The sequence below is a fragment of the Rhodococcus spelaei genome (genome assembly GCF_006704125.1).
Taxonomy (GTDB): Bacteria; Actinomycetota; Actinomycetes; order Mycobacteriales; family Mycobacteriaceae; genus Rhodococcus_G; species Rhodococcus_G spelaei.
This window is the reverse complement of sequence record NZ_VIGH01000012.1, coordinates 79,336-102,608: the sequence shown is the minus strand read 5'-3', so window position 1 is coordinate 102,608 and position 23,273 is coordinate 79,336. Positions and strand designations below refer to the sequence as shown.

21 protein-coding genes are annotated in these 23,273 nt (G+C 69.4%); 8 read left to right on the top strand and 13 right to left on the bottom strand.

The window, feature by feature from the left end; translation table 11 throughout:
• Positions 1-86: 86 nt before the first annotated feature.
• The 3 genes from argB to argC are packed head-to-tail and all read right to left on the bottom strand — an operon-like array spanning position 87 to position 3,306.
• On the bottom strand, positions 87-1,004 hold the full coding sequence (gene argB, locus FK531_RS21705) for an acetylglutamate kinase (protein WP_142103197.1): 918 nt from the start codon (positions 1,002-1,004) through the stop codon (positions 87-89).
• On the bottom strand, positions 1,001-2,239 hold the full coding sequence (argJ, locus tag FK531_RS21700; protein ID WP_142103195.1) for a bifunctional glutamate N-acetyltransferase/amino-acid acetyltransferase ArgJ: 1,239 nt from the start codon (positions 2,237-2,239) through the stop codon (positions 1,001-1,003). Before argJ ends, argB begins: the two co-directional genes overlap by 4 nt.
• Positions 2,236-3,306, bottom strand: a complete 1,071-nt coding sequence (argC, locus tag FK531_RS21695; protein WP_142103193.1) for an N-acetyl-gamma-glutamyl-phosphate reductase — start codon at positions 3,304-3,306, stop codon at positions 2,236-2,238. Before argC ends, argJ begins: the two co-directional genes overlap by 4 nt.
• Positions 3,307-3,461: 155 nt before the next feature.
• On the opposite strand from argC, the gene FK531_RS21690 reads away from it, so the two are divergent.
• Complete coding sequence (locus tag FK531_RS21690; protein ID WP_142103191.1) at positions 3,462-3,899, top strand: nitroreductase/quinone reductase family protein; 438 nt, start codon at positions 3,462-3,464, stop codon at positions 3,897-3,899.
• A 76-nt stretch (positions 3,900-3,975) separates the two neighbouring features.
• Here the strand turns inward: FK531_RS21690 and FK531_RS21685 are convergent, their stop codons facing one another.
• Positions 3,976-5,505, bottom strand: coding sequence for a class I adenylate-forming enzyme family protein (locus tag FK531_RS21685; RefSeq protein ID WP_142103189.1), 1,530 nt, complete (start codon positions 5,503-5,505; stop codon positions 3,976-3,978).
• Positions 5,506-5,608: 103 nt separating this feature from the next.
• Here FK531_RS21685 and FK531_RS21680 point away from each other — a divergent pair, with 103 nt between their 5' ends.
• Positions 5,609-6,283, top strand: coding sequence for a TetR/AcrR family transcriptional regulator (locus FK531_RS21680; RefSeq protein ID WP_142103187.1), 675 nt, complete (start codon positions 5,609-5,611; stop codon positions 6,281-6,283).
• A complete protein-coding gene (locus FK531_RS21675; RefSeq protein ID WP_142103185.1) occupies positions 6,280-7,968 on the top strand; it encodes an acyl-CoA dehydrogenase family protein in 1,689 nt (562 codons plus the stop codon). Before FK531_RS21680 ends, FK531_RS21675 begins: the two co-directional genes overlap by 4 nt.
• Before the next feature lie 79 nt (positions 7,969-8,047).
• On the opposite strand, the gene FK531_RS21670 is transcribed toward FK531_RS21675, so the two are convergent.
• Positions 8,048-8,230, bottom strand: coding sequence for a hypothetical protein (locus FK531_RS21670; RefSeq protein WP_142103183.1), 183 nt, complete (start codon positions 8,228-8,230; stop codon positions 8,048-8,050).
• A gap of 173 nt (positions 8,231-8,403) precedes the next feature.
• Between FK531_RS21670 and FK531_RS21665 the strand changes: the two genes are divergently transcribed.
• Entirely contained in the window at positions 8,404-9,303 is a 900-nt protein-coding gene (locus tag FK531_RS21665; protein WP_142103181.1) for a CHRD domain-containing protein, read from the top strand.
• Between the two features lie 13 nt (positions 9,304-9,316).
• Here FK531_RS21665 and FK531_RS21660 read toward each other — a convergent pair whose 3' ends face one another.
• From FK531_RS21660 to infC, 7 genes are all read right to left on the bottom strand, one after another.
• Positions 9,317-9,679, bottom strand: a complete 363-nt coding sequence (locus tag FK531_RS21660) for a PspA domain-containing protein (protein ID WP_246098312.1) — start codon at positions 9,677-9,679, stop codon at positions 9,317-9,319.
• A 137-nt stretch (positions 9,680-9,816) separates the two neighbouring features.
• Positions 9,817-12,303: a phenylalanine--tRNA ligase subunit beta gene (gene pheT / locus FK531_RS21655; RefSeq protein WP_142103180.1), complete on the bottom strand. Its 2,487-nt coding sequence runs from the start codon at positions 12,301-12,303 to the stop codon at positions 9,817-9,819.
• Positions 12,304-12,343: 40 nt separating this feature from the next.
• Entirely contained in the window at positions 12,344-13,429 is a 1,086-nt protein-coding gene (gene pheS, locus FK531_RS21650) for a phenylalanine--tRNA ligase subunit alpha (protein ID WP_142103178.1), read from the bottom strand.
• Between the two features lie 52 nt (positions 13,430-13,481).
• The gene (locus FK531_RS21645; RefSeq protein ID WP_142103176.1) at positions 13,482-14,294 is read right to left on the bottom strand and encodes a TrmH family RNA methyltransferase; all 813 of its coding nucleotides are present in this window, start codon (positions 14,292-14,294) and stop codon (positions 13,482-13,484) included.
• A gap of 23 nt (positions 14,295-14,317) precedes the next feature.
• On the bottom strand, positions 14,318-14,707 hold the full coding sequence (gene rplT, locus FK531_RS21640; RefSeq protein WP_142103174.1) for a 50S ribosomal protein L20: 390 nt from the start codon (positions 14,705-14,707) through the stop codon (positions 14,318-14,320).
• Between the two features lie 68 nt (positions 14,708-14,775).
• On the bottom strand, positions 14,776-14,970 hold the full coding sequence (gene rpmI, locus FK531_RS21635; RefSeq protein ID WP_142103171.1) for a 50S ribosomal protein L35: 195 nt from the start codon (positions 14,968-14,970) through the stop codon (positions 14,776-14,778).
• Between the two features lie 53 nt (positions 14,971-15,023).
• On the bottom strand, positions 15,024-15,767 hold the full coding sequence (infC, locus tag FK531_RS21630; RefSeq protein ID WP_246098316.1) for a translation initiation factor IF-3: 744 nt from the start codon (positions 15,765-15,767) through the stop codon (positions 15,024-15,026).
• Between the two features lie 252 nt (positions 15,768-16,019).
• Between infC and FK531_RS21625 the strand changes: the two genes are divergently transcribed.
• Positions 16,020-16,364 (top strand): DUF1844 domain-containing protein, encoded by a 345-nt coding sequence (locus FK531_RS21625; protein WP_142103169.1) that lies wholly within the window; start codon positions 16,020-16,022, stop codon positions 16,362-16,364.
• A 471-nt stretch (positions 16,365-16,835) separates the two neighbouring features.
• Positions 16,836-16,970, top strand: a complete 135-nt coding sequence (locus FK531_RS22920) for a hypothetical protein (protein WP_290367644.1) — start codon at positions 16,836-16,838, stop codon at positions 16,968-16,970.
• A gap of 63 nt (positions 16,971-17,033) precedes the next feature.
• On the opposite strand, the gene uvrA is transcribed toward FK531_RS22920, so the two are convergent.
• The gene (uvrA, locus tag FK531_RS21615; protein WP_142103167.1) at positions 17,034-19,976 is read right to left on the bottom strand and encodes an excinuclease ABC subunit UvrA; all 2,943 of its coding nucleotides are present in this window, start codon (positions 19,974-19,976) and stop codon (positions 17,034-17,036) included.
• A 146-nt stretch (positions 19,977-20,122) separates the two neighbouring features.
• Between uvrA and FK531_RS21610 the strand changes: the two genes are divergently transcribed.
• Together FK531_RS21610 and FK531_RS21605 are read left to right on the top strand one after the other, a co-directional pair.
• On the top strand, positions 20,123-20,812 hold the full coding sequence (locus FK531_RS21610) for an MBL fold metallo-hydrolase (protein ID WP_142103165.1): 690 nt from the start codon (positions 20,123-20,125) through the stop codon (positions 20,810-20,812).
• A gap of 124 nt (positions 20,813-20,936) precedes the next feature.
• Positions 20,937-23,222: a HelD family protein gene (locus tag FK531_RS21605; RefSeq protein ID WP_435531085.1), complete on the top strand. Its 2,286-nt coding sequence runs from the start codon at positions 20,937-20,939 to the stop codon at positions 23,220-23,222.
• Positions 23,223-23,273 lie beyond the last annotated feature (51 nt).

The window sequence follows — 23,273 nt, the reverse complement described above, 5'->3', positions numbered from 1 at the left end:
GTCCTTCCGGAGCATCGTAGTGAGTACCGCAGCGGAGCGAGGAACGGAGCGAGGAGCGGACGGAAGGACGGAGACGGGGAACGCGGTCATGAGTCGGAGTCCTTCCGGGCTGACGAGGAAGTGGGCGTGACCATCGTGCCGATGCCCTCGCCGGTGAGCAGTTCGAGCAGTACCGAGTGCGCGACGCGGCCGTCGATCACGTGCGCGGACGGGACCCCGCCGCGCACCGCCCGCAGGCAGGCCTCCATCTTCGGCACCATGCCCGCGTCGAGTCGGGGCAGCAGTTGTTCCAGTGTGGCCGCATCGATCTCGGTGGCGAGCGAGGAACGGTCCGGCCAGTCGGTGTACAGACCCTCGACGTCGGTGAGCATCACCAGCCGCTCGGCGCCGATCGCCTCGGCCAGCGCCGCGGCGGCGGTGTCCGCGTTGATGTTGTGCACCACGCCGTCCGCGTCGGGCGCAATGGTGGAGACCACCGGAATACGCCCGGCCGCAACGAGATCGAGCACCGCGTCCGGGTTGACGGTGGTGACGTCGCCGACCAGCCCGATGTCGGTGGGCTCGCCGTCGACCTGCACCGTGCGCCGAGTGGCGGTGAACAGGTGGGCGTCCTCACCCGAGATGCCGACGGCGTACGGTCCGTGCGCGTTGATCAGGCCGACCAGCTCGCGACCGACCTGACCGAAGAGCACCATCCGCACCACGTCCATCACCTCGGGCGTGGTGACGCGGAAGCCGCCGCGGAACTCACCCTCCATCCCGAGCCGTTTCAGCATCGCGTTGATCTGCGGTCCGCCGCCGTGCACGACGACCGGGTGCACCCCGACGGTCCGAAGGAATGCCATGTCCTGGGCGAACGCGGCCTTGAGCCCGTCGTCGACCATCGCGTTGCCGCCGTACTTGACCACGACGGTCTTGCCGTGGAAGCGCTGCAGCCACGGCAGCGCCTCGGCCAGGACGTACGCCTTCTGGCTGGACGTCAGGTCCAGGATGCTGTCAGTCATGACGAGTACGCCGAGTTCTCTTCGACGTACGCGTGCGAGAGGTCGGTGGTGCGGATGGAGACCTCCGCGTCACCGATCCCGAGCTCGATGCGCAACGCGATGTCGATGCCGGACAGGTCGACGTCGCGGGCGCCGGGCGCACCTGCACCGTCGATGCAGACCGGGTTTCCGTTGAAGGACACCGAGATCCGGTTCGGGTCGAGCTCGATCGGCGCGATACCGATGGCGGCGAGGACCCGGCCCCAGTTGGGGTCGGAACCGAACAGCGCGGTCTTGACGAGACTGTCGCGGGCGACCGTGCGAGCGCCGACGAGCGCATCCTGCTCCGACGCCGCACCGGACACCGTGACGGTGACCCGCTTGGTCACACCCTCGGCGTCGGCCATCAACTGGTCGGCGAGGTCGTCGCACACCGCGAGCACGGCAGCATTGAGTTCGTCCTGGCTCGGCGCAACGGAACTCGCCCCGGAGGCGAGCAGCAGCACCGTGTCGTTGGTGGACGTGGCGCCGTCGACGTCGAGCCGGTCGAACGAGAGCCGGGTGGCGTTCCGCAGTGCCTCGTCGAGCTGCTCGGCGGTGGCGACCGCGTCGGTGGTGATCACGCAGAGCATCGTGGCCAATGCGGGCGCGAGCATGCCGGCGCCCTTGGCCATGCCGCCGACGTTCCACTTGTTCGCGTGGTGCAGCGCGGCCTGCTTGGGCACCGTGTCGGTGGTCATGATCGCGTAGGCCGCGTCGGTGCCGCCGGAGATGCCACCCGCCAGCTCGTGCACGATCTCGGTGACGCCGGCGAGGAGTTTGTCCATCGGCAGCCGGTCGCCGATCAGTCCGGTCGAACAAACCGCGACCTCGCCTGCGCCGGTCTCGGTGCCCCAGTCGCTGAGGGTGGCGGCCACGTGCTCGGCTGTCTGGTGGGTGTCCTGGAACCCGGGCGCTCCGGTGCACGCGTTCGCGCCGCCGGAATTGAGCACCACCGCGCGCAGCTTGCCGCCGGTCAACACCTGCTGGGACCACAGCACCGGCGCGGCCTTGACCTTGTTGGTGGTGAACACGCCGGCAGCGGCGGTGTCCGGGCCCTCGTTGAAGACCAGGGCCAGGTCCTGGCGTCCGCTGACCTTGATGCCCGCGGCGATGCCCGCCCCCCGGAACCCGGCGGGCGCAGTGACGCCCTGGGTCCGCACCAGGCGACCGCCGGCGACCTCGACGGAGTCCGGGATGACGGGGACAGCGTTCACGGGGCAACTCCAACGGTCGAGAGACCAGCGGTCTCGGGCAGGCCAAGGGCGAGGTTCATGGACTGGACGGCGCCGCCGGCCGTGCCCTTGGTGAGGTTGTCGATGGCGGCGATCACGACGAGCAGGCCGGCGGCCTCGTCGACGGTCACACCGATCTGCGCGGCGTTCGAACCGATCACCGCACCGGTCTGGGGGTAGACGTTCTCGGGCAACACGTGGACGAACGGCTCGTCGGCGTACGCCTTCTCGTAGATCGCGCGGGCCTCGGCGGTGGTCGCGGTGGTCACCGCCGTGCACGTCGCGAGGATGCCGCGCGGCATCGGCGCGAGCACCGGAGTGAAGGAGACGGTGACCTCGGTACCGGCGATGGCGGACAGGTTCTGGGTGATCTCCGGGGTGTGCCGGTGCACGCCGCCGACGCCGTAGGCCTTCGCCGAACCCATCACCTCGGAGCCGAGCAGGTCGGCCTTCGGCGCGCGGCCCGCGCCGGAGGTGCCGCTGACGGCGACGACCGTGACCCGAGGCTCGACGATGCCCGCGGCAACGGCCGGCGCGAGAGCCAGGCTGGCGGCGGTCGGGTAGCAGCCCGGCACCGCGATACGGGTGGCGCCCGCGAGCTTCTCCCGGTGGCCGGGCAGTTCGGGCAGTCCGTACGGCCAGGTGCCCGCGTGCTCGCTCTTGTAGTAGCGCTCCCACTCGGCGGCGCTCTGCAGTCGGAAGTCGGCGCCGCAGTCGATGATCACCGTCTGCTCGGGCAACTGCGTGGCGATCTCCGCCGAGTTGCCGTGCGGCAGTCCGAGGAACACCACGTCGTGCCCGGCGAGCCGGTCGATGGTGGTGGGCTCGAGGACACGGCCGGCGAGCGGCAGCAGGTGCGGGTGGAACTCGCCGAGCGTCGCGCCGGCGTTGCCGCCCGCGGTGAGCGCGCCGATCGTCAGGGATCCGTCGAGGTAGGCGGGGTGACCGAGCAGCAGGCGCAGGATCTCGCCGCCCGCATAGCCGCTCGCCCCCGCGATGGCGACCCGGATCGGCGTCGACGCCGAGTCAGAAGCTGCAGAAGTGACCATACGATTGATTATGCATCATCATGCAAGCCCATTCATAGTCGCGTGCGTCCAAGTCCGGCCTCGGAGCCGTCCTCGCCGTTACGGTGGACACGAACGGCGTTCCCCAGTGCTCGAGTGTCCCAGCGCCGCCGCTGCCGAGAAAGGAGGAATCTCCGTTGACCACGAACCCGAACGACTGGAATGCGAGCATCATTGCCGAATTCCGCGCCAACGAGGGACGAGTGGGCGGACAGTTCGAAGGCGCTCCGCTGGTGTTGGTGCATCACCAAGGCCGCAAGTCCGGACGAGCCATGGTGAGTCCGATGATGTACCTGGCGGACGAGGACGATCCGGACAGGATCTACGTCTTCGCCTCGAAGGCAGGCGCACCCACCAATCCCGACTGGTACTACAACCTCCTCGCCGCCGGAGTGGCAGAGGTCGAGCGCGGCACCGAGAGATTTTCGGTATCCGTCAGCGAGGTCGTGGGCGACGACCGCGACCGAATCTTCAACGAACAGGCCGGCCGCTATCCGGGATTCGCCGGTTACGCGGAGCAGACGGTCGGGGTCCGCACCATCCCCGTCGTGGCGCTGACCCGCACACGAGGCTGACGAGCCGACGGGACACCCCGACCCGAGGGGAGCGGAGGATCACCCCGCCCGACCGCGTCACCGCATCCGTCCGCGGCTACAGCACCGAGTCTCGCAGCACGTGCTTGGTCAGCTTGCCGGAGGGATTCCTCGGCAGCGTGTCCACCAGCACCAGTTCCCGCGGGATCTTGTAGCGGGCCAGCTTGTCGGCCAGGTACGAGCGCAGCTCGTCGAGTTCGAGGTGCGCGTCCGGGGTGGTCGCGATCACCGCGACGACCGTCTCGCCCCACTCGGGGTGCGGACGGCCGATCACCGCGACGTCGAGCACGTCCGCGCGCGGCCGGATCGCCTCCTCGACCTCCTGCGAGTAGACGTTCTCGCCGCCGGTGATGATGACGTCCTTGGTGCGGTCGACGATGTAGATGTAGCCGTCCTCGTCGAGTCGCGCCACGTCGCCGCTGCGGTACCAGCGCCCCTCGAACACCTCGTCCGTCGCCTCGTCGTTGTCGAGGTAGCCGATCATCCGGGTGTCGCCGGCGAGCCAGATCTCGCCGGTCTCCCCCGGTCCCGCGTCGACGCCGTCGGGGCGCACGACCCGCAGGTCGACACCCGGCATGCCGCCGCGCCCGATCGACCCGGCCTTGGCGATCTGCTCGTGCGGGTAGAGCGCGGTACCGGTCGGACCCATCTCGCTCATGCCGTACACCTGGTAGAAGTCCTCGGACCGGTACGCCTGCTGCAGCTGCCGCGCGACCTCGGCACCGATCGGGGCGCCGCCGTAGGTCCAGCGTCGCATCGTCGAGAAGTCGTACGCGGACAGGTCGACGCCGGCGGCCCGCGCGGCCTGCAGCGGCGCCAGGTACGCGATCGGGGCGCCGAAGAACGCGGTGACCTTCTCGGCTCCGATTATCTCGAGGAACGGCAGCGGGGCGTACTCGCGCATCAGCACGATCGTCCCGCCGAGGAACATCGTGGTGACGAACCAGACGTTGAGTGGGGCCGCATGCCAGATCGGCATCGCGATCAGCACCCGCTCGTCGCGGTCGAGCCCGAGGGTGGTCGCGATGTAGGGCGCGACCGTCGAGATCGAGCGATGGGTGTGCAGGCAGCCCTTCGGCGCACTGGTGGTCCCCGACGTGTAGAGCACCTGGGCGATCTCGGTCTCGTCGACATCGATCCCGTCCCACTCGTCGGCGACGTCGACGAGTGCATCGAAGTCCCGGTCGGCATGCCCGGCTGCGTCGGCACCGAGCTCGGTGAGAAGCCAGTCCACCTGTGGCGCACCGGCTTCCGCGTTCGATCGAAGGTCCGCGGACACCACACCGACGGTCGCGCCGCAGTGCCCGAGGGTGTACCCGACCTCGGGCGGCGCCAACTTGTGGTTGACCGGCACCAACGCGGCACCGGCCCGCCAGGCACCGAAGGCGGCGATCGCGAATCCCGGACTGTTGTAGGTCATCACGGCCACCCGGTCGCCGCGCCCGACCCCTCGACTGCGCAGCACCTCGGCGGCGCGTTTCGACGCGGCGAGGAGTTCGGCGTAGGTGATCCGCTGATCCCCGTAGACCAGAGCGTCCTTGTCGGGAAACTTGCGCGCCGTGCTCTCGAGCATCGTGGTCAGGTTCATGGATGTGGCTCCTCGGATGGGGCGTTGCCGCCGCCCGTGATTCGTTCTACAGTTACCAAGGATTGAATCATGATTCATAGTTTCCGGAAAGGGTGCCCGCGTCATGGCCTACCGAGCGACGGAGAAAACCCGGGCCGCGCAGGCCCAGCGTCGGGCCGCTCTGCTCGACGAGGCCACCGCGCTCGTCGCGAAGGGCGGGTTCGCCGCGGCGACGGTCAAGGCGATCGCGGAAAGGTGCGAGGTCAGCGTCGGTTCGGTCTACTCGTACTTCGACGGCAGCGGCGAACTGCTCGCAGCCGTGTTCCGCGTCGGTGCCGACCAGGAACTCGCGGCGGTGCGCGACGCGGTCGATGCCGCCGCCGGACCGGTGGACCGCCTGCGCGCGCTGGTCGAGACGTTCGCGCTGCGCGCCATCAAGGGCCGCCAACTCGCGTGGTCCCTGCTGTTCGAGCCGGTCGACCCGCGCATCGATGCCGAACGCCTCGACTACCGCGCCGCCTACCACGCCCTGACCACCGAGATCCTGCGCGAGGGCATGTCCACCGGAGTCTTCCCCCAGCAACATCTCGAGGTCACCGCGGCCGCACTGATCGGCGCCATCAGCGAGTCGCTGACCGGCCGGCTGTCCCCCGCCCACGCCGTCGCGACGACCGACTCGGACGACGCCCGGACGGTCGAGGCCATCCTCCGGTTCTGCCTGCACGGCGTCGGCTACGAGCCGACCGTCCCCGGCCGCCCCACTACCGAAGCAACACCGATCGAAGGAACACGCTCATGACGACCATCGCCCCGTCCGGATTCCGCACCCACGAGGTGTTCAACCAGGCGCCGCCGCGCGTGGACGTCAACGAGTACACCTCGAACATTCCGCTGGTCGAGGGCGTGGCACACTACGACGCCGACTGGGCGCAGCCAGAGCTGACCGAGGTCGGCGCACTGGTTGGCACCGAGTCGTTCCAGCACGACGCCGAACTGGCGAACACGATCACCCCCGAGTTCCACTCGCACGACAAGTGGGGCAACCGGATCGACGAGGTGGAGTTCCACCCCGCGTACCACCGGATCATCGGCGCCGCCGTCGAGCACGGCGCGCACACGTCCGCGTGGGCCGACCCCAAGCCGGGAGCGAACGTCGCCCGCGCGGCGTCGTTCATGATGTTCGCCCAGATCGAGCCCGGCCACTCCTGCCCGATCTCGATGACCCACTCGGTCGTCCCCGCCCTCGCCGAGTTCTCCCCCGAACTGTCCGAGTTGTGGCTGCCCCGGCTGTACTCCCGCGGATACGACGGCCGGCTCGCGGCGCCGGGCGAGAAGCCGGGCGTGCTGTTCGGCATGGCGATGACCGAGAAGCAGGGCGGCTCGGACGTGCGAGCGAACACCACCCGCGCCGTGCAGAACTCGGACGGCACCTGGTCGCTGACCGGGCACAAGTGGTTCTGCTCGGCGCCGATGTCGGACGGCTTCCTGATCCTCGCGCAGACCGGGCCGGGAGCGGAGCCTGCGGAGCGACTCAGCGGCGCCAGCCTGTCCTGCTTCCTGGTTCCGCGGGTGCTCGAGGACGGGACGCGCAACGTCTTCCGGATCCAGCGACTCAAGGACAAGCTCGGCAACAAGTCCAACGCCTCGTCCGAGATCGAGCTCGACGGCACGATCGGCCACCTGGTCGGCGAGCCGGGCCGCGGCGTCCGCACCATCATCGAAATGGTCTCGCGCACCCGGCTGGACTGCGTCTACGGCTCGACCGCCGGTATGCGACAGTCCGTCGCGGAAGCGCTCTGGCACACCCGGAACCGGGCCGCGTTCGGCGCGACGCTGATCGACCAGCCCGCGATGACCGCGGTGGCCGCGGACCTCGCGCTCGAGTCGGAGGCTGCCACCGCGACCGCGCTGCGACTGGCGCGTGCCCACGACGAGGACGCCGACGACACCGAGAAGGCGTTCCGTCGCCTCGCGACCGCGGTCGCGAAGTACTGGATCTGCAAGCGCGGACCGCACCACGCGTACGAGGCGCTCGAATGCCTCGGCGGTAACGGCTACACCGAGGCGTTCCCCGTCGCTCGCCGGTACCGGGAGCAGCCGGTGATGGCCGTGTGGGAGGGCTCGGGGAACGTGATCGCCCTGGACGTGCTGCGTGCGATGACGCGGGAGCCGGAGTCGGTCGCGGCGTTCGACGCCGAACTCACCAAGGCTCGCGGCGCATCGGCGCTGTTCGACGCGCACCAGGACCGCATGCGTGCCTCGCTCGCCGAGCTTGCGACGCTCGACCCGGCGCAGGCTCAGTTCCGGGCCCGCGCGGTCGCGGCGTCGATGGCGCTCGGCCTGCAGGGCTCACTCCTGCTGCGCACCGCGCCGACCGCGGTCGCCGAGGCGTTCCTGGCCGCTCGCCTGGGCGAGGACCGCGACCTCGAGTACGGCTCGCTGCCCGCGGGCACCGACTTCGCGGCCATCCTCGACCGCCACTGATCACCGCCACCGTTCCCGAATGGCCCATTCGGTCGGTTGGGCCGACCGAATGGGCCATTCGGGAAGGCGCCGAGGTGGGTCAGCCGGCGTCGTCCGCTCGGTGCTGGCCACCGGTCGGCTCGAGAACATTTCGCGGCTTGCGTTGCCCGAAGTTGTCGTTGATGGAGACGATGAACATCATCAGCACGCCTATCGTCACCACCACGATCGCGACGCACACCACCACGTAACCGAACACGACACCGATCTCCGACCACACCACGGCATTGCCTCCTGGTTGGTTCGAGCTCCAGTTGGGTTGGTAGGCAACGCTACGCCTGCAAGACCTGGTTGACAGCCCGTCTCGGGCGCGGGCCTCGTTGACAGCGCTTCCGACGTGCGCCTAGCGTCGGACGCACGCAGCCGTCACGCCCACCGTCGAGGGGGTCGTCGCCCATGCTTCGCTGGAATCGCCGTCAGGCAGCAGTCGCGTGTCTCGCCGGTGCGGCGCTCGTCGTGGCCGGGTGTTCGAGTTCCTCGCCCCCGTCCTCCGAGTCGGCCTCCCCGCCGCCGACGGGTGCGACGCTGCCCGGACCCGCCTCGATCGCCCTCTCGGAGATGCCCTCCGGCAACGCGACGCTGACCTGGGACTCGAACACCTCGCTGGTCACCGTGCAGGTCCAGGCCCACGGCTTCACTCCCGGCAGCAGTCACGCGATGCACATCCATCCGGGTACCTGCGCGGACCAGAGCGGGCCGCCGTCCATCCCGTTCCCCGACCTCACGGCGGGCGCGGGCGGCAACGTCCTGCAGACGGCGGTCAGCGGGAAGGTTCCCGCCGGCATCCCCCCGCATTCGTACCTGAACATCCACCTGGCGCCGAACGCGCAACTCGGCTCGCCGACCGACGTCAGCTTCACCCCGATCGCCTGCGCCGACATTCCCTCGGGAACCCCCGCGGCCGGTCCGGTCGTCGTGCACCTGCAAGTGCCCCCGCAACACGGGAACTCCCCCAACGGCACCGCGAACATCGGCTACGACGCGGCGACGCACACCGTCCACGCGGAGGTCCGAGCCAGCGGTCTACCGCCGAACAGCGCCCACGCCGCGCACATCCACGCCGGCAGCTGCGACGCCCAGGGTCCGGTGGTCTACTCGCTGCCCGACCTGCAGTCCGACGACATGGGCAACGCGACCTCGACCACCACGATCGACGACGTGCAGTCCGCGCCGCCGGCCGCCGGCTGGTACGTCAACGTGCACATGGGCTCGTCGAGTCAGATCATGGGCAACGACAACTCCCCCACCCTGCTGTTCGCACCAATCCTGTGCGGCGACGTCCGGGCAGGTGGCTGACGGACCGAAACCGCTAGCGGCCCATCGACTTCCGGATCTCGTCGAGCTTGCGCCGGGCCGCCTCCTGGCGGTCCTCCCACTGCTCCTCCAGCGTCCGGCCGGCCGCGGAGTCCGCGTCGAGTTCGGCGGCGCCGGTGGCGGTGCCCGCCCGCTTCTCGATCTTGTCGCGTACCGACTCGAACGTCGGCACGCCGGACTCGGTGTAGTCGGGCGGTGGGACGGCGACCCCACCGGACGCAGCGCCGGTCGGGGCGGGTGGTTCGGGTACGACGGTCGCGTCGATCACATGCTCGTCGGGATCGGGCTGTTGCGACGGATCGGGCTGTTGCGACGGATCGGGCTGTTGCGACGGTACGGACTGTGGGCTGTCGGTCATCGCGCGTCACTCCTTCGGGCCGGTGACCCCAGGCTACGTCGCGGCGGCCGTCCACCCCACAGCGACGAGTTCCCCGATGTCACACTGATGCCCACGTGGGGAACCAATGTGACATCGGGGAACCGTCGAGAGAGGGATCAGCCGCGCAGCTGTGCTCCGACCGCCGCGGACGCAGCGGCGACCGCTGCGTCGCGGGCGGCGCTGGCCTCGTCCTCGGTGAGGGTGCGGTCGCCGGCCCGGAAGCGCAGCGCGAACGCCAGCGACTTGCGCCCCGCACCGACCTGCTCACCCTCGAAGACGTCGAACAGTCGGATGTCCTCGAGCAGCTCGCCGCCGCCGGCGCGCAACGCCGACTCGACGGCAGCCGCGGGCACCGTCGCCTCGACCACGACGGCCACGTCCTGCAGCACCGCCGGGAACGGCGAGACCCGCGGCGCGGGCAGCGACTCGGCGACCGGCAGGCCCGACAGGTCGAGTTCCAGCGCGCAGGTCCGCGGCGGCAGACCGGCGCGTTCGAGCACCGCCGGATGCAACTCGCCCGCATGCCCGACCACGACGCCGTCGACGAGCAGCTCGGCACACCGGCCCGGGTGCCACGGCAGGTACTGCGCCGCGCGACGCTCGAGCACCACCCCGGCGGCCGCCGCGACGGTCTGCGCGGCCGCGAAGGCATCGGTGGCGTCAGCGGCGCGACCGCCACCCCAGGGACCGCTCGGCTCGCGCTGACCGGTCAGCACCGCACCGACGTGCACCGGCTGCGCCGGCAGCGACCGCAGCAGGTCGTCGATCTGCTCGTCGGTGGGCCGACGGTCCACCGGAAGCGCCTGCACCGGCTTGGTGTCCGGGCCGGGCTGCACGACCTGCGCGATGCCGAACAGCGCGAGGTCACGCTGGCCGCGGGAGGTGTTGCGGGACAAGATCTCCAACAGTCCCGGCAGCAGCGTGGTGGCCAGTTCCGGACGGTCCGACTCGAGCGGGTTGAGCACCTTGCTGGTGTTGCGGCGCGGGTCGTCGGCCGCGAGCCCCCAGGAGTCGAACACCCCCGCAGGCAGGAACACCGTGGGCAGCACCTCGACGTAGCCGTCGAACGCGAGCGCCTTGCCCACTGCGCGGCGGCGGCGCTGCTGCGGGGTCAGGCCACGGCCGGCGGGGGCTGCGGGCAGCACGGACGGAATCTGCTCGAGTCCCTCCAAACGCAGCACCTCCTCGACCAGGTCGGCGGGCTGCGTCAGGTCGGGCCGCCAGGTCGGCGGCGAGACGACGAGCTGGCCGTGGCCGGTGTCGCTGACGGCCACGTCGACGCCGCACCCGATCTGGGTGAGCCGCCGGGCCGCTGCGCCGTTGGGGTAACTGACGCCCGCGACCCGGTCCGGAAGGTCGATGTCCATCCGGACATCGTCCGCCGCCGCGACCGACCCGAGGTCGGTCAGCACGGGTTCGACGGTGCCACCGGTGATCTCGGCGAGCAGTCCCGCGGCACGGTCGAGTGCGGCAGCGGGCAGCGCCGGGTCCACGACGCGCTCGTAGCGCTTGCTCGCCTCGCTGATCAGCTTGTGGCGTCGCGAGGTCCGGAACACCGCGAGCGGGTTCCAGATCGCGGCCTCGAGCAGGACGTCGGTGGTGTCGGAGCCGACCTCGGTGCTGGCCCCGCCCATCACGCCGGCGAGGGAGATGACGCCGGAGTCGTCGCAGATCACCACGTCCTCGGCGTCGAGTGTGCGCTCGACGTCGTCGAGGGTGGTCAGCTTCTCGCCCGCGCTCGCGCGGCGCACCACCAAGCCACCGCTGACCTTGGCCGCGTCGAACGCGTGCAGCGGCTGGCCGAGCTCGAGCATGACGTAGTTGGTGACGTCGACGGCCGGCGAGATCGGCCGCACCCCGGAGAGCAGCAGGCGTCGCTGCATCCACCAGGGCGTCACCGCCGACGGGTTCACGCCGGTGACGCGGCGCAGCGCGAAACGCGGGCAGCCGGACTCGGGCTGCACCTGCAACGGCCAGGCCTCACCGTTCGCTCCGTGCGCGGGCAGGACCGCCGGGTCGGCGAACTCGAGGTCGAATCCGCAGGCCAGCTCGCGGGTGAGGCCGCGCACCGAGAAGCAGTAGCCGCGGTCGGGGGTGATGTTCAGCTCGATGATGGTGTCCCCGAGGCCCAGCAGCTCGTTCGCGTCGGTGCCGGGCTCCGCGGTGCCCGGCTCGAGCACCAGGATGCCGGAGTGGTCCTTGCCGATGCCCAGTTCGGCGACCGAGCAGATCATGCCGTCGGACACCTGGCCGTAGGTCTTGCGCGCGGCGATCTTGAAGTCGCCGGGCAGCACCGCGCCGGGTAGCGCCGCGACGACCAGGTCACCCTCGGCGAAGTTGCGTGCGCCGCACACGATCCCGCGGGGCTCGTCCTCCCCCACGTCGACCTGGCACATGCGGATCGGCTTCTTGAACTCGGTGAGCTCGGTGATCGACACGACCCTGCCGACCACCAGGGGTCCCGGCACGGTGTGCAGGACGTCGACCTCTTCGACCTCGAGGCCGACCCTGACGAAGCCCGCGTCCAACTCCTCGGCGCTCACCTGCCATTCCGGGGTCGCCCGCTGCAGGATCTCGGTCAGCCACGATTGCGCTACTCGCACGTCTTCTCAGCTCTCTCGCTCTGAATGTTCTGCCTGTGACCTACGCCTGCACACCGAAGGGCAACGTGAACCGCACGTCGCCCTCGACGATGTCGCGCATGTCGGGGATGCCGTTGCGGAACTGCAGGGTCCGCTCGAGACCCATGCCGAACGCGAACCCGGTGTACTCGTCCGGGTCGATTCCGCTGGCACGCAACACGTTCGGGTTGACCATGCCGCAACCGCCCCACTCGACCCAGCCCGCGCCACCCTTCTTGCCGGGGAACCACACGTCCACCTCGGCGGACGGCTCGGTGAACGGGAAGTAGTTGGGGCGCATCCGGGTCCGGGTGTCGGGGCCGAACAGCGCGCGCGCGAAAGCGTCGAGGGTGCCACGCAGGTTCGCCATCGTCAGGCCCTTGTCCACGGCGAGGCCCTCGATCTGGGAGAACACCGGAGTGTGGGTGGAGTCGAGTTCGTCGGTCCGGAAGGTGCGCCCCGGGCACACCACGTAGATCGGGACCTCACGGGAGAGCATCGTGCGCACCTGCACTGGGGAGGTGTGCGTGCGCAGCACCTGCCGCGAACCCTCCGGCGCGATGTGGAAGGTGTCCTGCATCGTCCTCGCGGGATGGTCGGGCAGGAAGTTGAGCGCGTCGAAGTTGAAGTGTTCGGTCTCGACCTCGGGCCCCTCGGCCACCTCCCAGCCCATCGCGACGAACACGTCGCTGACCTGCTCGGAGATGATCGTGATCGGGTGCCGCGCCCCCGACGGACGCCGGCCTGCAGGCAGCGTCACATCGATGGACTCGGCGACGAGCACCTCGGCATCCCGCTCGGCCAACAGCACCTCACGTCGGGCGTCGAACGCGGTCGTGGCCCGGGTGCGGGCGGCGTTCACCCGCTTGCCGGCGTCGGCCTTCTCCTTGCCCGGCAGCGAACCGAGCGCACGCCGAACCAACGAGAGCGGGGCCTTGTCGCCGAGGTGGTCGGTCTTCGCCTTCGCGAGCGCGTCCAGGTCCGTGGCGGCGGCGAACGCCTGCTCAGCAGCCGCGGCCACAGCTGCGAGGGCCACCTCGGAGAGTGCCCCATCGTTCTGTGTCGCGGCGTCGATGGTCGCTGAACTGTCGCCCTCGTTCTTAGCCACGGCTTGTGAAACTCCTCGTCGGTGATCGGGTGTCGCGGGTTCGCAACGAATTCTAGGTTGTCGGCCCCGGGCGTCGATGCTGCACCCGCGAGCTGGAGTACAGACAGATCGCCGCCGCGGTGGCCAGGTTCAGGCTCTCCGCGCGGCCGTGGATGGGAATGCGCACCCGGTGGTCGGCTCGCCGTGCGATCGCCGGGTCCAGTCCGTGCGCCTCGTTGCCGAACAGCCAGGCGGTCGGGCGGGCCAGCAACTCGTCCGCGTCGTCGAGGTCGACCTCGCCGTCCGCGGCGGTCGCCAGCACCTGCACGCCGGCCGCGGCGATGGCCGCGAGCACCAGGTCCACGTTCCGTTCGCGCGCGATCGGGAGGTGGAACAGGCTGCCCGCGGACGCGCGGACGCACTTGCCGTTGTGCGGGTCGACGCTGTCGCCCGCCAGGATCGCCGCGTCCGCACCGACCGCGTCCGCGACCCGGATCACCGTGCCGGCGTTGCCTGGCTCGGACACCGCCACGGGAACCGCGAGCAGGGACGGCGAGTCGCCGAGCGCCGCCTCGAGCGGGACGTCGAGCAGCCCGCAGACCGCGACCAGTCCGGGCGGGGTGACCGTGTCGCCGAGCGCCTTGGCCGCCCGTTCGGTGATCGGCGAGACGCGCACGCCCGACGAGACCGCACTGTCGACGAGGTCCTGGTGCCGCAGGGCTGCATCCTCCGTGACGAAGAGCTCGTCGACACGGCCGGTCGCGAGCGCTTCGGTCACCGAGTTCGCACCCTCGGCCAGGAACTTGCCGGTCTTCCGGCGCTCGGCGCCGCGCAGCAGCTTGACAGCAGAAACGACCCGTGGCGTCCGCTCGGTGAACGGGTCCACGGGTCGTTCCTGGAACAACTTGCTCAGGCCGCGTCCCCGGCAGGAGCGTTCACGTCGGCCGGCAACGCGGCCTTCGCGACGGCGACCAGGCCGGCGAACGCCTCGGCGTCGGAGACAGCGAGCTCGGCGAGGATCTTGCGGTCGACCTCGACGCCCGCCAGGTTCAGGCCCTGGATGAAGCGGTTGTAGGTCATGTCGTTCGCGCGCGCTGCGGCGTTGATACGCGAGATCCACAGCTTGCGGAAGTCACCCTTGCGCGCACGGCGGTCGCGGTAGGCGTAGGTCAGCGAGTGGAGCTGCTGCTCCTTGGCCTTGCGGTACAGCCGCGAGCGCTGCCCGCGGTAGCCGCTGGACGCCTCGAGGATAGAACGGCGCTTCTTCTGGGCGTTGACCGCCCTTTTTACGCGTGCCACTGGGAAATCCTGTCGATCTCGGGGTGCGAGCGGCACCCCTGGTTGGTCAAATAGTGCAGGTCAACGAATCAGATGCCGAGCAGGCGCTTGATGCGGGGGACGTCCGACTTGGCGACAACGGCAACGCCGTCGAGGCGGCGGGTGACCTTCGTGGCCTTGTGCTCGAGCAGGTGGCGACGGCCGGCCTTCTGGCGCAGGATCTTCCCGCTGCCGGACACCTTGAATCGCTTCGCGGTGCCGCTGTGCGTCTTCATCTTGGGCATGGAGTCCTCAGTTCTGTGTTTCTTCGGTACTGCGTTCGGTCGAAATGGTCTGACTAGCTGGTCGGCGCCTGGGGCGCGTCACCCTCGGCCGGAGCCGGGGCGGCGGGCGCCTCGGGGGCGGGAGCCGAGGCCGGCCGCGGAACCACCGGCACCGGCGCCTGCGCGCTCTCCTGCGCCTTGACGCGGGTCTTCGCACCCTTGTGGGGGGCGAGCACCATCGTCATGTTGCGGCCGTCCTGCTTCGCCGAGGTCTCGATGAAGCCCAGATCGGCGACATCGGCGCCGAGGCGCTGCAGCAGACGGAAGCCCAGCTCGGGGCGGGACTGCTCGCGTCCACGGAACATGATCGTGACCTTGACCTTGGACCCGGCTTCGAGGAAGCGAACTACGTTGCGCTTCTTGGTCTCGTAGTCGTGGTCGTCGATCTTCGGCCGGAGCTTCTGCTCCTTGATGACGGTCAACTGCTGGTTCTTGCGCGATTCGCGCGCCTTCTGCGCGGCCTCGTACTTGAACTTGCCGTAGTCCATGATCTTGCACACCGGCGGACGGGCGTCGGGCGCCACCTCGACCAGGTCGAGATCGGCCTCGAGGGCCAAGCGGAGTGCATCTTCAACACGCACGATCCCCACCTGCTCACCACCAGGTCCGACAAGTCGGACCTCGGGTACGCGAATGCGGTCGTTGATGCGGGTCTCAGTGCTGATGGGGCCTCCTAGGTTGAGCGGCGTGGTCTTCGTGACCGCCGGCAGCCCGTCTGCCCGTACCCCAACAAAAGAACCCCGCCGGTGAGTCACCATGCGGGGTCCGATGTCGACCGATCCGATGCATGCCGCGACCGTGTCCCGAGAAACGAACTCTCGAGAGGACGGGCCACAACCAGCATCCCCCTCCATCGGAGGGAGCCGGGCCAGCCGCGCGAACGCGACGTCGAACCCGGCGACCGGAACCGTTGACCAGCGAATATACTGCGCCGAACAGCGGTGGGAGTCGGACTCCACTTGCTGCCCCCGACGTCGTCAGGGGCGGTCGTCTGTGAAAGTCTAGCAGCCATGACAGAGGAACCACACACGGGTGACGTTCGCGAGCTGGCCGAGGTTCCGGCGGTCGAGGTCATCAGTCGCGCAGCGGTGATGCTGATGAGCTCCGCCGCCGAGAAGCTCGGACTGTCCGATCCCAACCCCGAAGAGAGTGCGCACCTCGACCTCGACGAGGCCCGCCGGGTGATCACCGCCCTCGCCGGTCTCGTCACCGCATCGGTCGAGTACCTGGGCCCGCACGCCGGACCGATCCGCGAGGGACTGCAGGCGCTGCAGCGCGCGTTCCGGGAGGCCTCCTCCTACCCGGACGAGCCGGGCAAGGGCCCGGGCGAGAAGTACACCGGCCCCGTCCACTGACCCGGACCGACACACCGGCCGGGCGGCGGTCACCGGCCCCGCGGCCACGAGGGCAACACCGCCCTGATCGGGTTCTCGCCGCGCGCCGCGGCACTGACGATGTACCTGAGCCTGGACTTCGAGGGAGCACGCCGACTCCCTGGCGCGCCTGGGCAGACACCGACTCGGACATGTGACTCAGGTCACCCGCTCTCGCGGAAATAGGCGTGCGAATACTGGACGTCCAACCTGACCGCTCGTGTACAAAGGACCGCGGATGCAGTGATTGGCACCACACCGTGATCGAAACCCGGGGTGCAGCACGGGAATCGACACGGGGGAAGTCACTGCGATCGGGGGATCTTTCGTCCTGCCGCCGTCGGACACTCGCATGCCAGCGAGGGCGTGGCAACAGCTCGATTCCGTCTTCCGGCCATCGGCGCGCCTCGGCGCTCCGGCTTGCCACGTACATCAACTACCAAGGAGACAAACATGCCCGCTCCCGGCGATATCAACAGCCTGTTCGCGTCGCTCGCCAACATCATCAACTCGATGCTCGGCAGCGGCTCTTCCTCCGTCCCGGGCGCCGGCACCGGCACCGGAACGGGCACCAAGACCACCGTCTGATCATGGACAAGTGATGGCCGGGATCGCGACAGCGATCCCGGCCATCACTGCATTCACACCAGGTCAGACCGTCGCAGCGGCCTTCCGCGGGGCACGCTTGCGCTTCGGTGCGGGCTTCTCGCCCGAACCGTTGGCTCCCGTGGCCGTCGCGGCGGCCAGAACCTCCTTCAGGAACCGTCCCGTGTAGCTCGCCGGTGCCGCGGCGATGTCCTCGGGAGTGCCGTCGGCCACCACGGTGCCACCCCCGGAACCGCCCTCGGGACCCATGTCGACCACCCAGTCCGACGTCTTGATCACGTCCAGGTTGTGCTCGATGACGATGACCGTGTTGCCCTTCTCGACGAGACCGTTCACCACGCCGAGCAGCTTGCGGATGTCCTCGAAGTGCAGGCCGGTGGTCGGCTCGTCCAGCACGTAGACCGTGCGACCGGTGGAGCGCTTCTGCAGTTCCGCGGCCAACTTGACCCGCTGCGCCTCGCCGCCCGACAGCGTCGGCGCCGGCTGGCCGAGTCGGACGTACCCGAGACCGACCTCGACGAGGGTCTTCAGGTACCGGTGAATCGAGGTGATCGCCTCGAAGAACTCCGCGGCCTCCTCGATCGACATGTCGAGCACCTCGGCGATGGTCTTGCCCTTGTAGTGCACCTCGAGGGTTTCCCGGTTGTACCGAGCGCCGTGGCAGACCTCGCACGGCACGTAGACGTCGGGCAGGAAGTTCATCTCGATCTTGAGCGTGCCGTCGCCGGAGCAGGCCTCGCAGCGACCGCCCTTGACGTTGAAGGAGAACCGGCCCGGCTGGTAGCCGCGGACCTTCGCCTCGGTGGTCGAGGCGAACAGCGTGCGGATCTTGTCGAAGACGCCGGTGTATGTCGCGGCGTTCGACCGCGGGGTGCGACCGATCGGTGACTGGTCCACCTGGACCAGCTTGTCCAACTGGTCGAGTCCGTTGACCCGTGTGTGCCTGCCGGGCACCTGCCGAGCACCGTTGAGCTTGTTCGCCATCACCGTCGCCAGGATGTCGTTGACGAGCGTCGACTTGCCGGACCCGGAGACACCTGTCACCGACGTGAGCACGCCGAGGGGGAAGCTCACGTCGATGTCCTTGAGGTTGTGCTCCTTCGCACCGACGACCGTGACCTGACGCTTCTTGTCCACCGGGCGGCGGATCGCGGGCACCGGAATGCTCGACCGTCCGGAAAGGTAAGCGCCGGTGAGGGATTCCTCGCACGTCAGCAGTTCCTGGTACGGACCGCTGTGCACGACCTTGCCGCCGTGCTCGCCGGCCAGCGGACCGATGTCGACCACCCAGTCGGAGGTACGGATGGTGTCCTCGTCGTGTTCGACCACGATCAACGTATTGCCGAGGTCACGCAGTCGGGTGAGGGTCTCGATCAGGCGCCGGTTGTCGCGCTGGTGCAATCCGATCGACGGCTCGTCCAGGACGTAGAGCACCCCGACGAGTCCGGAGCCGATCTGGGTGGCCAACCGGATGCGCTGCGCCTCCCCGCCGGACAGGGTTCCTGCCGCACGGGCCAGCGACAGGTACTCCAGACCGACGTCGAGCAGGAAGCCGAGCCGTGCCTGGACCTCCTTGAGTACCTGGCCGGCGATGGCCTCCTCACGAGCACCGAGGGTGAGGCTGTTCAGGAAGTCCGCGCACTCCGAGATCGACAGGTCGGCGACGTCGGCGATCGACTTCTTGCCGTACTCACCCGCCGCGATGGTGACCGAGAGGATCTCGGGCCGCAGCCGGGCGCCGTCGCATGCGGGGCAGGGCACGTCGCGCATGTACCCGTCGTAGCGTTCCTTCATCTGCTCGGACTCGGTCTGTTCGAGCCTGCGATGCAGGAAGGGCATCACGCCCTCGAACTCGGCGTAGTACGAGCGGGTGCGCCCGTACCGGTTCTTGTACTTGACATGAACCTGATGCTCGCTGCCCTCGAGGACCGCCTTGCGGGCCTTGGCGGGCAGCTTGTTCCACGGCGTCGCGATGTCGAAGCCCATCGCGTCGGCGAGGCCGGACAGCAGTCGACCGAAGTACTCCGAGGTCTGCCCCATGGACCACGGGGCGATCGCGCCCTCCTCGAGGCTCAGTTCCGGGTCCGGGACCACCAGGTCCGGGTCGACCTCCTTGCGGATGCCGAGTCCGGTGCACTCCGGGCAGGCGCCGTACGGGGAGTTGAAGGAGAACGAGCGCGGCTCGAGGTCGTCGATCGCCAGCGCGTGCCCGTTCGGGCAGGCCAGCGACTCGGAGAACCGCCGCTCGCGGTCGGAGGCGTTCTCCTCGCGGTCCACGAAGTCGAGTACCACGATGCCGTCCGCCAGCCGCAGCGCAGTCTCCACCGAATCGGTGAGCCGCTGCTTCGAACTCGCCTTCACCGTGAGGCGGTCGACCACGACCTCGATGTCGTGCTTCTCCTGCTTCTTGAGCTTCGGCGGGTCGGTGAGTTGGTGCACCACCCCGTCCACGCGCACACGGGCATAGCCCTGCGTGTTCAGCTGCTCGAACAGGTCGACGAACTCGCCCTTACGGGTGCGGACCACCGGGGCGAGCACCTGGAAGCGGGTGCCCTCCTCCATCGCGAGGACCTGGTCGACGATCTGCTGCGGACTCTGCTTGGCGATCTGCTCGCCACAGACCGGGCAGTGCGGTGTTCCGGCGCGCGCGTACAGCAGGCGCAGGTAGTCGTACACCTCGGTGATGGTGCCGACGGTCGAGCGGGGGTTTCGGTTGGTCGACTTCTGGTCGATCGACACCGCCGGCGAGAGCCCCTCGATGAAGTCGACGTCGGGCTTGTCCATCTGTCCGAGGAACTGCCGGGCGTAGGCCGACAGTGACTCGACGTAGCGCCGCTGCCCCTCCGCGAAGATGGTGTCGAACGCGAGCGACGACTTGCCGGATCCCGACAACCCGGTGAAGACGATGAGGCTGTCCCGCGGCAGGTCGATGTCGATGCCCCGAAGGTTGTGCTCACGCGCTCCTCGCACGATCAGGCGGTCCGCCACTCGATGTCCCTTCTTCCCTGGTCCGGTGCATGTGCACTGGTTGCACGCATGAGTCCGCAGCCGTTGCACATGGTAGGCCGACGCTCCGACACGCTTCGCCTCGTCCGACCCGTCACGGTCACGCTTCGGACGGTAGCGTCCCCGACATGGACGGGCAGCAGATGACAATCGACGACAACTACACCGGCGAGCTGGCTCCGGGTTCGGACCCGCAACGCCGCACCATCGCCGGTGCCACGATCACCAAGATCTCGGTCGGCCCCATGGACAACAACGCCTACCTGGTGGTGTGTTCCGCGACCGGCGACGCTCTGCTCATCGACGCCGCGAACGAGGCGGACCGGCTGGCCCGACTGATCGAGGCCGGCGCCCCGACTCTGTCCTCGATCGTCACCACACACCAGCATCCCGACCACTGGCTCGCGCTGGCCGAGGTGGTGCAACTCACCGGTGTGCCGACCGTCGCACACGCCCTCGACGCCGCCACGCTCCCGGTCACGCCCGACCGCACGGTCACGGACGGCGACCTGGTGGAGGTGGGCTCGCTCGCACTCGAGGTCATCCATCTGGCCGGTCACACCCCGGGTTCGATCGCCCTCGCCCTCACCGACCCGGCGAGCGGAACGGTGCACCTGTTCACCGGCGACTCGCTGTTCCCGGGCGGCGTCGGCAAGACCCCCGACTCGGATCATTTCGACTCCCTGTACCGGGACGTCACGACGAAGATCTTCGAGCGGTTCCCGGACGACACCGTGATCTATCCCGGGCACGGCAAGGACACCACGCTCGGCGCCGAGCGTCCGTTCCTCGCCGAGTGGCAGGAGCGCGGCTGGTAGCCGACCGCACCGCACGCCACGCGACCTTCCGCACCCACTCGGACCTGCCGGTTCTGCGGTGCCCCGATCGGACCCACTAGACTTCCTTGGCCCTTTTCCCACCCTTTCCGGCCGAGGAGATCACTTGCCCGACGAGGCACTGCAGCACGGCGAACACGACAGCGAGCAGCAGTACGTGTCCATGCTGTACGACCGACTGGATGCGTTGCGTGCCTACGCGTCCACCCGGCTCAGCAAGGCGCTCCTGCAAACCGGCGGTACCCCGCAGGCCCGCAGCGAGCGTGAGTCGTTCACGCAGATGTACACCGAGGACATCGCGAAGTACGACGCCGCCGAGAACGGCCTGTGCTTCGGCCGCATCGACCTCGATCCCGAGGTCGACGGCGACGACCCGCTCCGCTACATCGGCCGCGTCGGCATCCTGGACGAGGCCAACGACTTCGAGACCCTGCTGCTGGACTGGCGTGCCCCGCTGGCCCGGCCGTTCTACCTGGCCACGCCCGCCGCACCGGAAGGCGTCACCCGGCGCCGCCACATCCGCACCCGCAGCCGCAAGGTCACCGGCCTCGGAGACGAGTACCTGGACCTGGCCGCTGCCCGGCAGGCTGGGGCAGTGGACGGAGCGGGCGGCGTCGCCGGCGAGAGCGCGCTGCTGACCGCGCTCAACGCGGCCCGGACCGGCCAGATGAACGACATCGTCGAGACCATCCAGTCCGAGCAGGACGCCATCATCCGGTCCGAACACAAGTCGGTGATGGTGGTCCAGGGCGGCCCGGGCACCGGCAAGACCGCCGTCGCCCTGCACCGTGCGGCCTACCTGCTCTACACCTACCGCCAGCAGCTCGCGAAGGCCGGCGTGCTCATCGTCGGGCCGAACGCGACCTTCCTCGACTACATCGGCCAGGTGCTGCCCTCGCTGGGCGAGACCGGTGTGCTGCTGTCCACGATCGGCGACCTGTATCCGGGAGTGACCGCGACGCACCAGGATTCGCTCGAGACGGGCAAGGTGAAGGGGTCGCTCGACATGGTCGAGGTCCTCAAGCAGGCCGTCCGCGACCGACAGCTGGTCCCTTCCGAACCCGTGACGCTCAGCTTCGACACGTACACGGTCACACTCGACCGCAAGACCGTCACCCGGGCCCGTGGACGCGCTCGTTCGTCGCGGCGACCGCACAACCTCGCGCGACCGATCTTCGTGTCCGCGGTGATCGAGTCGCTCGCCGACCAGTACGTCGCGACCCTCGGGGCCGGCATCGACGGCGGCCCGAGCCTGTTCAGCCGCGACGACGTGGCCGACATCCGCGACGAGATGCGCTCGGACCCGGACCTGATGACGGCGGTCAACGACCTGTGGCCGCTGCTGTCGCCGCAGCAGGTGCTGGCCGACCTGCTCTCGTCCCGGTCCCGGCTCGACACCGCCGCCCGTGACCTACCCGCCGAGCAGCGCGCACTCCTGCACCGCGTCGGGGTGGCGGGTTTCAGTGCGGCGGACGCGCCCCTGCTCGACGAGCTCGCGGAACTGCTCGGGGTGGACGACGCCGCCGAACGGGAGCGGGCGACCCGTGAATGGCGCGCGCAGATTGCCGACGCGCAGGGCGCGCTCGACATCCTCACCGGCTCCGCGCCGCAGGACCTCGAGGACGAACTGGACCCCGAGATCCTGATGGCCTACGACCTGATCGACGCCAGCCAGTTGGCGCAGCGTCAGGACCTGCGGCAGCGGCTCACCGCGGCGGAGCGGGCGGCCGCGGACCGCACCTGGACCTACGGGCACGTGATCGTGGACGAGGCGCAGGAACTGTCCGCGATGGCGTGGCGAATGTTGATGCGCCGCATCCCTAATCGATGGATGACGCTGGTCGGGGACACCGCGCAGACCGGCGATCCGGCGGGCAGTTCGTCGTGGCAGACGGTGCTCGAACCGTACGTCGCACGCCGGTGGAAGCTGACCGAACTCACCGTCAACTACCGCACCCCGTCGGAGATCATGGCCGTCGCTCAGGACGTGCTGGCGCAGATCGATCCGGCGCAGTCCGTCCCCCGTTCGGTCCGCGACTCCGGCACCGCGCCCTGGGCGCGTCGGGTTCCCGAGGACGAGGTCGCGGCCGTGGTTCGGGCCAGCGTCGCCGCCGAGACGGGGCCCGGTCTGGTCGCGGTGCTCACCAGTGAGGACGGCGTGGACGAGTTCCGCGACCTGACGGCGGACTCGGTGAGCGTGCTGTCGGTTCGCGAGGCGAAGGGGCTCGAGTTCGACGTGGTCCTGATCGTGGAACCGAAACGAATCCTGGACGAGTCACCGCGCGGCATGAACGACCTCTACGTCGCGCTCACCCGGGCAACCCAGCGGCTCGGCGTGGTGCACGCCCGGGAACTTCCCGAAGTGCTCGCGAAACTCACTCCCGTGCACTAGCTTCCGAAAAAGGCCACGGCTGCGGCGGGAGTACCCGCCGCGGCCGTGGCC